At 72.1% G+C, this 12,414-nt stretch carries 13 protein-coding genes; 7 read left to right on the forward strand and 6 right to left on the reverse strand.

Features of this window, described 5'->3' with window-relative positions; all coding sequences use genetic code 11:
- Positions 1-2 precede the first annotated feature (2 nt).
- Complete coding sequence (locus ACIHAD_RS15995) at positions 3-746, forward strand: ATP-binding cassette domain-containing protein (protein WP_397355179.1); 744 nt, start codon at positions 3-5, stop codon at positions 744-746.
- Here ACIHAD_RS15995 and ACIHAD_RS16000 read toward each other — a convergent pair.
- Positions 740-1,222, reverse strand: coding sequence for a hypothetical protein (locus tag ACIHAD_RS16000; RefSeq protein WP_397355180.1), 483 nt, complete (start codon positions 1,220-1,222; stop codon positions 740-742). The two genes, ACIHAD_RS15995 and ACIHAD_RS16000, sit on opposite strands and share 7 nt — an antisense overlap.
- A gap of 140 nt (positions 1,223-1,362) precedes the next feature.
- Here ACIHAD_RS16000 and ACIHAD_RS16005 point away from each other — a divergent pair, with 140 nt between their 5' ends.
- The gene (locus ACIHAD_RS16005) at positions 1,363-1,899 is read left to right on the forward strand and encodes an MFS transporter (RefSeq protein ID WP_397355181.1); all 537 of its coding nucleotides are present in this window, start codon (positions 1,363-1,365) and stop codon (positions 1,897-1,899) included.
- 46 nt (positions 1,900-1,945) lie between these two features.
- Positions 1,946-2,677 (forward strand): YcnI family protein, encoded by a 732-nt coding sequence (locus tag ACIHAD_RS16010; protein WP_397355182.1) that lies wholly within the window; start codon positions 1,946-1,948, stop codon positions 2,675-2,677.
- 58 nt (positions 2,678-2,735) lie between these two features.
- Here the strand turns inward: ACIHAD_RS16010 and ACIHAD_RS16015 are convergent, their stop codons facing one another.
- From ACIHAD_RS16015 to ACIHAD_RS16025, 3 genes are read right to left on the reverse strand one after another with little or no spacing between them, the layout of a single operon-like run.
- Positions 2,736-3,803 (reverse strand): ABC transporter permease, encoded by a 1,068-nt coding sequence (locus ACIHAD_RS16015; protein ID WP_397355183.1) that lies wholly within the window; start codon positions 3,801-3,803, stop codon positions 2,736-2,738.
- Positions 3,790-4,767 carry an ATP-binding cassette domain-containing protein gene (locus ACIHAD_RS16020; RefSeq protein ID WP_397355184.1) on the reverse strand — a complete coding sequence of 326 codons (978 nt, stop codon included), beginning with the start codon at positions 4,765-4,767 and terminating at the stop codon, positions 3,790-3,792. The genes ACIHAD_RS16015 and ACIHAD_RS16020 overlap by 14 nt, the downstream gene beginning before the upstream one ends.
- Entirely contained in the window at positions 4,764-5,891 is a 1,128-nt protein-coding gene (locus ACIHAD_RS16025) for an outer membrane lipoprotein carrier protein LolA (protein ID WP_397355185.1), read from the reverse strand. The genes ACIHAD_RS16020 and ACIHAD_RS16025 overlap by 4 nt, the downstream gene beginning before the upstream one ends.
- A 127-nt stretch (positions 5,892-6,018) precedes the next feature.
- Between ACIHAD_RS16025 and ACIHAD_RS16030 the strand changes: the two genes are divergently transcribed.
- The gene (locus tag ACIHAD_RS16030; RefSeq protein ID WP_397355186.1) at positions 6,019-6,693 is read left to right on the forward strand and encodes a response regulator transcription factor; all 675 of its coding nucleotides are present in this window, start codon (positions 6,019-6,021) and stop codon (positions 6,691-6,693) included.
- The gene (locus ACIHAD_RS16035) at positions 6,686-8,032 is read left to right on the forward strand and encodes a sensor histidine kinase (RefSeq protein ID WP_397355187.1); all 1,347 of its coding nucleotides are present in this window, start codon (positions 6,686-6,688) and stop codon (positions 8,030-8,032) included. Before ACIHAD_RS16030 ends, ACIHAD_RS16035 begins: the two co-directional genes overlap by 8 nt.
- A 122-nt stretch (positions 8,033-8,154) precedes the next feature.
- On the opposite strand, the gene ACIHAD_RS16040 is transcribed toward ACIHAD_RS16035, so the two are convergent.
- A complete protein-coding gene (locus ACIHAD_RS16040; protein WP_397355188.1) occupies positions 8,155-9,024 on the reverse strand; it encodes a LysR family transcriptional regulator in 870 nt (289 codons plus the stop codon).
- A gap of 467 nt (positions 9,025-9,491) precedes the next feature.
- Positions 9,492-9,653: a hypothetical protein gene (locus tag ACIHAD_RS16045; RefSeq protein ID WP_397355189.1), complete on the reverse strand. Its 162-nt coding sequence runs from the start codon at positions 9,651-9,653 to the stop codon at positions 9,492-9,494.
- Here ACIHAD_RS16045 and ACIHAD_RS16050 point away from each other — a divergent pair.
- Entirely contained in the window at positions 9,652-10,698 is a 1,047-nt protein-coding gene (locus ACIHAD_RS16050) for a neutral zinc metallopeptidase (RefSeq protein WP_397355190.1), read from the forward strand. The two genes, ACIHAD_RS16045 and ACIHAD_RS16050, sit on opposite strands and share 2 nt — an antisense overlap.
- Before the next feature lie 135 nt (positions 10,699-10,833).
- Entirely contained in the window at positions 10,834-12,402 is a 1,569-nt protein-coding gene (locus tag ACIHAD_RS16055; protein ID WP_397355191.1) for an LCP family protein, read from the forward strand.
- The last annotated feature ends 12 nt before the right edge of the window (positions 12,403-12,414 follow it).

Here is a 12,414-nt window from a genome sequence, read left to right on the forward strand (position 1 = left end):
GGATGATCGAGCTGCTACGGGCCGGACGCTCGTTCAAGGTCAAGCGTACTGTCGTGCACGCCGTACGCGACCTGTCCTTCAGCGTGCCGGCCGGCGAGTTCGTCGGCTACCTCGGGCCCAACGGCGCGGGCAAGTCCACCACGATCAAGATGTTGTGCGGCATCCTCACCCCCACCTCGGGCTCGGTGCGGGTGGCCGGGCTCGACCCCTCGCGGCGGCGCACCACGCTCGCCCGGCGGATCGGCGTGGTGTTCGGGCAGCGGACGACCCTGTGGTGGGACCTGCCGCTCCAGGACAGCTTCGAACTGATCCGGCACCTTTACAAAGTAGATCGCGGAACGTTCAGGGTCCGGCTGGCCGAGCTGACCGAGACCCTCGACCTCGGCGCCTTCCTGCGCACCCCGGTGCGTCAGCTCAGCCTGGGGCAGCGCATGCGCGGCGACCTGGCCGCCGCGCTGCTGCACGCCCCCGACGTGCTGGTGCTGGACGAGCCGACCATCGGCCTCGACGTGGTCAGCAAGGCCGCCATCCGCGACTTCCTCCGCCGGCAGAACACCGAGCGCGGCACGACCGTGCTCCTGACCACGCACGACCTCGGCGACATCGAGCGCCTGTGCCGCCGGATCATGCTGATCGACCACGGCCGGCTGACCTTCGACGGGACCCTGGCCGAACTCATGGCCACGGCCCCGGAGCAGGCCACCATCGAGGACGTGGTCACCAGGCTCTACACCGGCGGTCAGTAGTAGCTGCCCTCCGGCGTGGTCTCGTAGTCGTCGTCGTCGAGGTCGTCGTGCGGGCGTGACCAGCGCGAGGGCATCAGCACGGGGATGAACAGGACCACGCCGAGCAGGGCCAGCACGCCCGTGGTGAGCAGGATCTTGTCGCCCGCGCCGGCGTCCCTGACGATCTGGTCGACCGACGACTCGGCGGGGATGAGGGACAGCGCCCTGCCGGCGTCGAGGGCGTAGACGACCGTCCAGGCCAGCAGCACCATCGAGGGCACGAACGTGGCCAGCGGCGAGATCCGGCCGGCCACGACGAGGCCGACGACCAGCCCGACCGCGGCCATGGCCCCGAGGGCGATCCACATCTTCTGGTTGTCGGGCGGCGGCGGTGTCGTCGCCGCGGCGGCGAGGGCCTGCTGCACAGCCCATCCGCCACCCCCGAGGACGGCCGCCGTGACCACGACGCCGATGAGCAAACCTGCTAAGTGCCGCAACGTTCTCACCTCAAATGTCAACGCGAAGGTCAACGCGCTCGGCACGACCCTAGCGACAAATGCCATTTTTGGACCAGGCATTGGCCGGCTCGAAACTAGGGGTCTCATGCGACCGTGCCTCGTGAGACCATGTGGCACACATGCGTGCGCGACTTCCCCTCCGGCTCGCGCGGACGGCCGCCTTCGCCGCCGTCTGCGTGACCCTCGCTGCCCTGGCCCACGTGGTGGGCGGCGGCGGGCGTCCGGGGCCGTGGGCGGCGGTGCTGGGCCTGTTGGCGGTGTCCGGCCTGGGGCTGGCGCTGTCGGGCAGGGAACGCTCGGCCCCGACGATCAACATCGTGCTCGGGGTGGCGCAGTTCGGCCTGCACGAGCTGTTCGCGGGCGGCAGCCCGTCCTCCTACGTCTTCGAGCACGGGCACGGCCAGGGCCTGGCCGTCAACGCGGGCATGCTGCTCGCGCACCTCACGGCGACCCTGATGACCGGCTGGTGGCTGTCGCGCGGCGAGATCGCGCTGTGGTCCCTGCTGCGCCGTCTGGGGCTGCGGCTCGTGCCGCCGCTGCTCACGGTCGTGCCCGCCGTGCGGCCGGGCGTGCCGGTCGTGCACACCAGGGTGGTCCCCCCGCAGCCGGGGTTCCGGCACCGGGTGGCCAGGCGTGGTCCTCCACTTCCCGCCTGACCTGCTGACACCCCCAGACCCCCGTCATCCGAAGTGGAGTTCCGTCATGTCCTTCGTCCGTCGTGCGGCGACCGTGCTCGCCGCCGCCACCGCCCTCACCGCCGCTCTGGCCGTTCCCGCCCTGGCCCACGTGTCCATCAACCCGGGCACCGCCGAGCAGGGCGGGTTCACCAAGGTCGCCTTCCGGGTGCCCAACGAGCGCGACAACGCCTCGACGACCAAGGTCCAGGTCAGCTTCCCCACCGACCATCCGCTGGCGTTCGTGTCGGTCAAGCCCGTGCCCGGCTGGGACGTCAAGGTCACCGAGGGCAAGCTGCCCAAGCCGGTCAAGACCGAGTACGGCGACCTGGAGGAGGCCGTCACCACGGTCGTGTGGTCCGGCGGCAAGATCAACCCGGGCGAGTTCCAGGAGTTCGAGGTGTCCATGGGCCAGTTGCCCACGGACGTCGACTCGCTGACGTTCCCGACGAAGCAGACGTACTCGGGCGGTGAGGTGGTCGACTGGGCCGACGCGCCCAAGGCCGACGGCACCGAGGCCGAGCACCCCGCCCCCACGCTGAAGCTCGTCCCGGCCTCCGGCGACGACGACCACCACTCCGCCGCGAGCGCGTCGGCCTCGGCCACGCCGGCCGCCGCCGCCGCGGGCCCGTCGGTGGCGCCGGTGGCGGCCGCGTCCACGTCCGACGGCACGGCCCGCCTGCTGGGCGGCGCCGGGCTGGTCGTCGGGGTCATCGGCGTCGTCGTGGGCGCCCTGGGTCTGCGCCGCCGCGCGGCCTGACCCCGCGACGCGGCATCCCCGGCCGGGCGAGGAGCCCGGCCGGGGATGCGCCTCCCGGTCAGGACGTGATGTCCTTGCCGGAGAAGCGCGCCCACGCGATCGAGCAGAACAGCACGATGTAGGCGCCGAAGGTCAGCAGCCCGTCGCGCAGCGCCGACAGGTCCATCGGGCTGCGCAGCACCGCGTCGAAGGTCGTGAACCTGGTCGGCAGCAGGTACGGCGTCACCGCGCTCAGCTCGGGGAAGGCCCGCAGCACCTGGCAGACGATCACCAGCACGAGCGTGGCGGCCACGGCCCCGATGGACACCTCGGTGAACGTCGACAGCGCCAGCGCGACGGCCGCCAGGGCCGCCATGCCCGCCCCGACGTAACCGGCGGCGACCAGGATGCGCAGCAGCCCCTCGCCCATCGAGATCGTGGTGCCCGACAGCAGCGTCACCGGCCCGGCCGGGAACAGGATCAGCCCGGTGACCAGCGCCGACAGCGCCACCACCGCCGTGACGGCGTAGGCGAAGACGACCGCGTTGAGGTATTTGACGGCCAGCAGGCGGGTGCGTCCGGCGGGCGCGGCCAGCAGGTAGCGCAGGGTGCCGCCGCCCGCCTCCCCGGCCACCGAGTCGCCCGCGACCACGCTGACGGCGACCGGCATCAGCAGCAGCACGAGGAACGAGAACGCGACGAACGTCAGCATGAGGCTGTTGCCCGCGACGTTCTGGATGAACCCGCCCATCCCATCGCGATCGCCGCCGCCGAACGCGCGCAGGGCCAGGCCGAGGACGGCCGGCACGGAGGCGAGCACGGCCAGCATCATCAGGTTGCGCGGCCGGCGGAAGGTCAGGCCCAGCTCCGAGCCGAGCAGCCGCCAGAACGCCCACCTCGCCCGCCGCGGCCCGTCGCCGTCGTCCGGCCCGGAGCTTGGTTCCGTGCCCGCCACGGCCGCGGAAGCGGGGCTCGGGGTCAGGTGCGGGGCCAGGTCGGGGTCCGGGGTGCGCCGCTCGGCGGTGCGCAGCGTCTCGGTGACGGGCACCAGCCCCGGCATGCGCCCTCCGGCCCGGCCGTCCCGCGTATCGGTGGCCCGCGTCTCGGTGGCCCGCGTCTCGGTGGCTCGCGTATCAGCCGTCGACATCGAAGCCCTCCCCCGTCAGTCCGACGAACACGTCCTCCAGGCTCGGCCGCAGCACGGCCAGCCCCCGTACGGCGACCCCCTCGCCGACCAGCGCGGCGTTGATCCGCTCCGGCGCGTTGCCGCCCAGCTCGGCCGTCACGTCGGCGTCGCCGCGCCGCACGTCGGCCAGCCCCAGCCGGCCCAGCACCCGGGCGGCGTCGGCCACGTCGGGCGTCTCGATCCGGATGCGCGTGGCCAGGCCGCCGTTCAGCGAGGCGATCGTGCCCTGGGCGACCAGCTTGCCGGTCCGCATGATGGCGGCGTGCGTGCACATCTGCTCGACCTCGGCCAGCAGGTGCGAGGAGACGAAGACGGTGGTGCCGCCGGCGGCGATGTCCTTGACCAGCGCGCGCACCTCGCGGGTGCCCTGGGGGTCGAGGCCGTTGGTCGGCTCGTCCAGGACCAGCAGCTCGCGCGGGCCGAGCAGGGCGGCGGCGATGGCCAGCCGCTGGCGCATGCCGAGGGAGTAGTTGCGGTAGCGCTTGCCGGCCGCGGCCGACAGGCCCACCCGGTCGAGCGCGACGGCGATGCGCGCCCTGGCGGTACGGCGCACGGCGGTGGGGTCGGCGGCGTCGAAGCGCATCAGGTTGGCCTCGCCCGACAGGTACGGGTAGAACGCCGGCCCCTCCACCACCGCCCCCACCCGGGGCAGCGCCCGCGGCAGCGGCAGCCCGAGCAGGGAGTGCTCTCCCTCGGTGGGCGCGATCAGGCCCAGCAGCATGCGGATGGTCGTGGTCTTGCCCGAGCCGTTGGGCCCGAGGAAGCCGAAGACCGAGCCGCGCGGCACGGCCAGGTCGAGCGCGTCGACGGCCACCTGGCCGCCGCGGAAGCGCTTGGTCAGGCCGCGCGTGACGATGGCGTGCTCCCCGGAGGGCGGGGCCGCCCCGAAGGGCGCCCCCGCTTCCTGCGTGACGGCGGTGGTCACCTGACGCCCGCCGCCTGGGTGATCTCCTCCGGGGTGACCGCGCCGACCAGCAGGCGGCCGTCGTCGGTCAGCAGGACGGTGACGAGCTTGGTCCTGATCAACCGGCCCGAGCCCCACGTGCCGCTCACCGGGGTGGCCGACTTCAGGACGGTGTCGGCCAGCGCGGCCGGATCGGCCTGCGAGCCGTCGCCGGCCTTGAGGTCCTCCGGCTTGAACGGCAGGACGGCCACGGTCGTCCAGCCGCCGCCGACGACCCTGACCTCGCCCGCGACCTTCTCGGCCCGCTCGGCGTGCTGCTCGGCGCGCTTGACGTCGCCCAGCTCGCTGAGGTCCTTCTCCTCCACCTTGGCGCCCGCGGGCGGGGTGAAGACGAAGTTCTCCGGCGCCGGGGGCGTGAACGTCACCTGGGTGAAGCCGACCTGGAAGGCCGGTTCGGCCGAGCCCTTGGCGTAGACCTGGACCTGCAGCGGGACGTAGGTCTCGCCGTCGAGCGCCAGGCGCACCTCCTGCACCAGCGACCCCTGGTCCTTGGGGGCCAGGACGAGCTGGTAGACCGGGCGGCCGGCCACCTCCGCGGTGTTGATGACGCGGACCGCGGTGTGCTCGTCGGCCTTGGCCAGCAGCTGCTCGGCCATCTGCGGCGGCGTGAGCTGGGTCGGCGGCGGGCCGGGCCGCTTGTGCTCCTGGCCGGTGCCTGGCTTGACGGTCAACTTGGTGGCGGTGTTGGTGGCGCTCTCCCAGTACCAGCTCTGGTCGCCGTTGACGATCAGGTTGGTCTCGTTCAGCTGGGTCGGCATGGCCACGCGGAACCGGTCGGCGCCGCCGTACCAGACCTTGATCTCGTGCGAGCCGGACAGCAGGCTCAGCGGCGACTCGCCACCGGTCTGCGGCAGCGACGGCAGGCCGAGCGAGGCCGTCTGCTGCACGGTGCCGGACATCGGCGGCAGGCCGCCTCCCTTGCTCGTCGCCGCCACGGCGTCGGCCAGCAGTTGCTGGGCCGAACGCTCGGGCAGGACGGGCTCGCCGCTGACGGCCGCGATGACCGGGCCGGCTCCGATCGCGCCACCGATCAACGCCGCCGCCGCGATCGGGACTCCCCACCTCACGAACGTGCCTCTGCGCATCTCACTCCTTAACGGTATGTCGATGACCAGAGCCTGCGGCATGCATCCTGTGGCGGGCCTGAGACTGTCTGAGACGCCTCTCAGCCTTCTCAGCGGCGTCTCAGGTCAGGGACGGGAGAATCAGCACATGAGAGTACTGGTCGTCGAGGACGAACGGCGGATGGCGGCGGCCCTCCAGCGTGGGCTGCAGGCCGAGGGGTTCGCCGTGGACCTCGCCCACGACGGCGAGGAGGGCCTGCACGCGGCCCGGCAGGGCGACTACGACATCGTGGTGCTGGACATCATGCTGCCGAGGCTGTCGGGCTACAACGTGTGCAAGCAGTTGCGCGCGGAGGAGAACTGGGTGCCGATCCTCATGTTGTCGGCCAAGGACGGCGAGTACGACATGGCCGACGGCCTCGACCTCGGCGCCGACGACTACCTGACCAAGCCCTTCTCGTACGTGGTGCTGGTGGCCAGGCTCCGGGCACTGCTGCGGCGCGACGCCGGGCGGCGGCCGTCTGTGCTGGGGGCAGGCGACCTGACCCTCGACCCGGCCCGCCGGAAGGTGCAGCGGGGCGAGACGCCGGTGGAGCTGACGCCGCGGGAGTTCGCGCTGCTGGAGTTCCTGATGCGCCGCCGTGACGAGGTGGTGTCGAAGTCGGAGATCCTGGAACACGTGTGGGACACCTTCGACACCGACCCCAACGTGGTCGAGGTCTACGTCGGCTACCTGCGGCGCAAGGTCGACGCCCCGTTCGGCAGGAACGCGCTGCAGACCGTGCGCGGCGCGGGCTACCGGCTGGCGGGCGACGGTGGCTGACTCCCCCATGGCCTGGTGGCGGCGTCAGGGGCTGCGGTTCAGGCTGACGGTCGCGGCGGCCGCCGTGCTGGGGCTGGCGCTGGCGTTGTCGGCCTCGGTACTGCTGTCGGTGCTCGACCGGGCGCTGATCGACACCGTCGACGAGTCCACCAGGCAGCAGGCCCAGAGCGTGCGCGTGGCGGCCGACGGCGGCACGCTGACCAGCCCGATCACCACGCACGACGGCACGATCGTCCAGGTGCTCGACCGGAGCGGGCGGATCACGCACGTCACGTACGGCACCGACAGGCTGGTGCCGCTGCTGGACGCGGCGGCCAGGGCCAGGGTGCTGCGGGAGGGGCGGGCGACGTTCCTGGACGGGCGGCCGTACGCGATCCCGGGGCCGCTGCGGGTGGTCGTGCTCAGCGCCGACCACGGGCAGACGGTGCTGGCGGCCCGTCCGATCGGCGAGATCCAGACGAGCCTGGGCGTGGCCGGGCGGGTGTTGCTGGTCGGCACGCCCGCGCTGGTCGTGCTGCTGGCGGTGGCGAGCTGGCTGATGATCGGCAGGACGCTGCGTCCGATCTCGTCGCTGCGCCGGGTCGCGGCCGAGATCACGCACACGGCCCGGTCCCGGCGGCTGCCGGTGCCGCAGTCGCGCGACGAGGTCTACGCCCTGGCCACCACGCTCAACGGCATGCTGGCCCGGCTGGAGGAGGCCGAGCAGCGCCAGCGCGCGCTGGTCTCCGACGCCGCCCACGAGCTGCGCAGCCCGCTGGCCAGCATCCGGCTCCAGCTGGAGGTGGCGCTCGGCCATCCGGAGGGCCAGGACTGGCGGGAGACCGCCGAGGGCGTGCTGGAGGACGCCCTGAGGCTGTCCAGGCTGGCGGAGGACCTGCTCGCGCTGGCCCGCCTGGACGAGCGCGGCGGCCTGCCGGCCCGCGACGAGCCGGTCAACCTCGACGAGGTGGTGCGCCAGGTCGCCGAGCGGTACGGCGAGGCCCGGCTGACCGCCTGCGACCCCGTGGTGGTGCGCGGGGACGCACTGGACCTGAGCCGGGTGCTGACGAACCTGATGGACAACGCCGTCCGGCACACCTCCTCGAAGGTCGAGGTGGCGCTGACCGCCGACGGCGTGCTGACGGTGACCGACGACGGGCCCGGCATCCCGGAGCAGGACCGGGAGCGGGTGTTCAACCGGTTCACCCGGCTCGACTCCGGGCGGAGCAGGGACGAGGGCGGGGCCGGGCTGGGGCTGGCGATCGTCCGGGAGACCGTGCGCGCCCACGGGGGGACGGTGGTCCTGCAGGACGCGGCGCCGGGCCTGCGCGCCGTGGTCCGCCTTCCGGTGTCCCGCTAGGCGGGCCGCCGGGGGTGCTCGGCCCGCGCGACGCGTTGGGGGCGCCGGCGGGCTGCGGTCAGGGCGGGGGACGGTGTCAGGGACGGCGTCAGGGACGGTGGGGGATCATGGAACGTTCCTGGTCAGGCGGCTGTGCCCTTCTCCGCGGTGGACAGGAAGTCCTGGGCGATGAGGGGCAGGCGGCGGCGTGCGTGCACCACGGCGATGACGCGTCGCACGGCCGGTTCGAGTGAGCGCACCACCAGGCCCGCCCTGGCGGCCTGGTCGGCCATGCCGCGGTACCACAGCAGGGAGGCCTGGCCGGCGCGGACCGCGTTCAGCCAGCCGTTGCGCTCGTCGGTCTCCAGGACGACCACGGGGGTGACGGCGTACTTGCCGAACATGGCGTCGAGCTCTCTGCGCCGTGCGCTGCCCCGGGCGGGCAGCGCCAGGCGCATCCCGTGGAGCTTGCCCATGGGGACCGGATCGGGCAGGTCGAGCCCGGGCGGGGAGATCAGCACGATCTCCTGGCGTTCGAGCGGGTGGGTGATGAGGTCGGTGGGCACGGGCAGATCGGTGAGCCCGAGGTCGGCCCGCTGATCCCGGATGGCGCTGACGACGCCGTCACGGCCGTCGCAGCGCACGATGTGCACGCGCACCCCTGGGTGCTCGGCAACGTAGGCAGGGAGCAACCGCCCCGCGAGGCCGGGTTCGAGACTCGGGGTGGAGGCGATGCGCAGTTCGGCCTCCGTCACGCCGGCGTGGTTGGCCAGGCCCTCGATCTCGTGCACGGCGTCGAGCGCCTCCCTCGCCAGCTTGACCACGCGACGGCCCTGCGCGGTGACCACCACGCCGCGGCCGGAGCGGGCGAAGAGCGTCATGCCGAGCTCTCGCTCAAGATCGCGGATCGCGCGGGACAGCGCAGGCTGCGCGATGTAGAGCGACCTGGCCGCGTCGGTCATGGTGCGGTGCTCCGCAGTCGCGACCACATAGCGGAGCTGCTGGAGATTCATGCAAAGAAGCTAGGACACCGCCCTGCTCCGGGACCGGGAGATAGCGGAGATCACCTCGATTGATTTCGGAGCGTGACCGACTACTGCTACATCCGTGACGGGTGATAAATCAGTATGCTTTTGCCCCAAATTTGGCAAAGATCCTTTGGGGTCTGCTGCAAAGCCGTGCATTGCAGACAAGCGGGTTAACGGGGAGACACGGTGACAGCAAACGGGCAATTTCCACCTCCGCCACAAGGGCCCGGACAGCCCCAGCGGCCTCCTTCGCGGCCCTGGCCGCCGCCGGGCTACGGGCAGCCGCAGCCGCAGGGCGGTCACCCCTACCCGCAGGCTCCCCCGCGACCGCAGCAGCAGGGCCCGCCGCCCGGCTCCCATCCCTATCCGCAGCCGCCGCCCCCGCAGGGGCATCCGCAGCAGCCACCGTCCCCGCAGGGCTACCCGCAGCAGCAGCCGCCCCCGCAGGGGTATCAGCAGCAGCCACCGGCCCCGCAGGGGTATCCGCCGCGCGGCCCGCAGTATCCGCCGCCGCCGTACGGGCAGCAGTACCAGCCGCCGCCCCCGCCGCCCCCGCCGCCCCCGCCCATGCCCACGCGGCAGTGGCCGCAGCAGCCGCGGAAGAAGTCCGGCATGGGGGTCGCCGGCGTCCTCGGGGCCGTGTTCGGGTCGCTGGCCGCGCTGTTCGTGCTGATCGTCATCGGGGCGGCGATGCTGAAGTCGTCCTCGCGCACGGAGACGACCACGCCGGTGGCGATCCCGTCGTACGAGTCGTCGCACACCGACGAGCCCTTCCCCACACGGGAGCCGACGAGCGACGCCCCGACGCGGGAGCCGTCCGAGGAGCCGACGCGGCGGCCCACGGAGCAACCCACAGAGCAGCCCACCGAGCAACCCACGGAGCAGCCCACCGAGGACACGGTCGCGCCGCCCAAGCAGATCACGCTCAACACCAGCCTGAAGAACAACACCCTGTACAAGGCGGGCACCCTGCCCCGGGTGAACTGCCGGGCCGGCAACGCGAACGCCTTCAGCCACAGCCAGCTCAAGGCGCTGATCCTGAAGACCGGCCGGTGCATGGACCAGGCGTGGGGGCCGATCCTGAAGCGGCAGGGCATCGCGTTCAGCCCGCCGAGCTACGCCATCGCGGCCAAGCGCGGGCGGGGCGCGTGCGGCGACTATCCGTCGGCCGGGAGCATGGTGCCGTACTACTGCCCGCGCAACAACACGATCTACGCCTCCACCTCGGCGATGTCCAGGGGCAACAGCACCTCACGCGGCTACGGCCAGATCATCTCCTGGCACGGCGGCATCATCAGCATGATGGCCCACGAGTACGGCCACCACGTCCAGAACATCAGCGGCGTGATGGACTCCTGGTGGCAGACCACCCTGCAGTCCTCCAGCCAGAGCGGCAAGCTGGCGCTGAGCAGGAAGCTGGAGCTGCAGGCCACCTGCCTGGGCGGCATGTGGATGCGCTCGGTCGCCTCCTCCTACCCGGTCCCGTCCTCGATGCGCTCGCGGCTGTTCTGGTTCTACGCGCAGGTGGGCGACTACCCCGACTACCCGCGCGACCACGGCACGCCCGCCAACAACAACCGCTGGTTCCGGCAGGGGTGGGAGCGGGACAAGACGTACCAGTGCAACACGTGGATGGCGCCGTCCTCGACGACCTCCTGAGAGACACGTGGCGTTCATCTCATGTTGAAGAGTTGTCTCTGATGTCCAGGTATGGGGGCTAGAATCCTGGCAATCTTGTGCCCGACATGGGGCGAACGTCATTTTTTTGCCTGGTAGGCGTGTGAAGGAGCCGGTGTGAGCAAGCGCGATGGGGTGGACCCCGTGCCCGGAGGCGCCAAACGGCGCGCTTCCCGCCCGCGCAAGGGCTCCTCCCCCGCGCCGCGCTTCGCGAAACCCCTGACGACCGCCTCCATCATCGGCTGGACCGCTCTGTCCGCCCTCGTGCCCGGCGCCGCGCATCTGCGGGCCGGGCGCCGTCGTACCGGGCTGGTCATGGTCGGCGTGTACGCGGTGCTGCTGCTCGCGGCCCTGGCCTTCGGCCTGACGCGGGACCTGAGCAACCTGACGGGCCTGGCCCAGGACGGCGCCATGCTCACGGTGATCGTCATCGCGGCGGCGTGCGCGCTGGCCTGGTTCGCCGTGATCGCCGTCTCGTACGTGGCGCTGGGCCCCAACAAGCTGAACCAGCAGGGCCAGGTGGTCACCGGGATCGTCGTGGGCGTGCTGTGCGTGGCCGTCATGTCGCCGTTCGCGCTGACGGCCAACTACGTGCTGGCCGGGCGGGAGGCCGTCAACGCGATCTTCCCGTCCCACCCGGACCCGGAGAACCCCGTCCAGATCAAGAACCCCGAGGACCCCTGGGACGGCAAGACCCGGGTGAACTTCCTGCTGGTCGGCGGCGACGCCGCGGGCAACCGGATCGGCGTGCGCACCGACAGCATGACGGTGGCCAGCGTGGACACCAGGACCGGCAACACCGTCCTGTTCAGCCTGCCGCGCAACCTGCAGCACGTGCGCTTCCCGCCGTCCTCGCCGCTGCACAAGCACTTCCCCAACGGCTACATGGCCGAGCTGCCCAACGGCGGCCTGCTCAACGAGGTCTGGCAGTACGCCAACGACAACCCCCAGCTCATGGGCGGCAAGAACCGCGGCCCGCGAGCCCTCATGGACGCCATCGGCTACACCCTGAACCTCAAGATCGACTACTACGCCCTGATCAACATGTACGGCTTCGCCGCCCTCGTGGACGCCATCGGCGGCCTGAAGATCCGGGTCGAGGAGGACGTCAAGTGGGGCGGCCACTTCGGCACCGCGGGCACGATCAAGGCGGGCTACCGCAAGCTGTCGGGTGAGCAGGCCCTGTGGTACGGCCGCTCCCGCGTCAACAGCGACGACTTCTCCCGCATGGGCCGCCAGCGCTGCGTCATCGGCGCCTTCGCCCAGCAGGCCACGCCCGGCGTGATCCTGACGAACTTCACCAAGATCGCCGGGGCGGCCAAGCGGCTGGCCCAGACGAACATCCCGCGTCCCCTCGTCGCGCCGCTGGCGGACCTGGCGCTCAAGGTCAAGGACGCCAAGATCACCAGCCTCCAGTTCGTGCCGCCGGACTTCTACTCCGGCAGGCCCGACTGGGTCAAGATCCGGGCGGCCACGCGCAAGGCGATCGCCGACTCCGACCGTTCGGCCCACCAGGCCCAGACCGCCGGCGTGACCGCCTCCCCCGGCTCCCCGGGCACCCCGACGGCCTCGCCGTCGCGCACGCAGGCGCAGACGGGCACGCAGGCCGGGACGCCGACGGAGACCCCGACCCGCAACAGCCAGAAGAGCGGCGCGAAGTCCCTGGCGGAGTTGTGCGGCCTGTGACCGCCACGCCCT

This window comes from Nonomuraea sp. NPDC052265 (genome assembly GCF_044547985.1).
Lineage (GTDB): Bacteria > Actinomycetota > Actinomycetes > Streptosporangiales > Streptosporangiaceae > Nonomuraea.

Excerpts from the sequence above, each read along its gene's own strand:
- ACIHAD_RS15995 (WP_397355179.1), top strand. The coding sequence starts at position 3 with ATGATCGAGCTGCTACGGGCCGGACGCTCGTTCAAGGTCAAGCGTACT.
- ACIHAD_RS16005 (WP_397355181.1), top strand. The coding sequence starts at position 1,363 with ATGCGTGCGCGACTTCCCCTCCGGCTCGCGCGGACGGCCGCCTTCGCC.
- ACIHAD_RS16010 (WP_397355182.1), top strand. The coding sequence starts at position 1,946 with ATGTCCTTCGTCCGTCGTGCGGCGACCGTGCTCGCCGCCGCCACCGCC.
- ACIHAD_RS16015 (WP_397355183.1), bottom strand. The coding sequence starts at position 3,803 with ATGTCGACGGCTGATACGCGAGCCACCGAGACGCGGGCCACCGAGACG.
- ACIHAD_RS16025 (WP_397355185.1), bottom strand. The coding sequence starts at position 5,891 with ATGCGCAGAGGCACGTTCGTGAGGTGGGGAGTCCCGATCGCGGCGGCG.
- ACIHAD_RS16030 (WP_397355186.1), top strand. The coding sequence starts at position 6,019 with ATGAGAGTACTGGTCGTCGAGGACGAACGGCGGATGGCGGCGGCCCTC.
- ACIHAD_RS16040 (WP_397355188.1), bottom strand. The coding sequence starts at position 9,024 with ATGAATCTCCAGCAGCTCCGCTATGTGGTCGCGACTGCGGAGCACCGC.
- ACIHAD_RS16050 (WP_397355190.1), top strand. The coding sequence starts at position 9,652 with ATGGGGGTCGCCGGCGTCCTCGGGGCCGTGTTCGGGTCGCTGGCCGCG.
- ACIHAD_RS16045 (WP_397355189.1), bottom strand. The coding sequence starts at position 9,653 with ATGCCGGACTTCTTCCGCGGCTGCTGCGGCCACTGCCGCGTGGGCATG.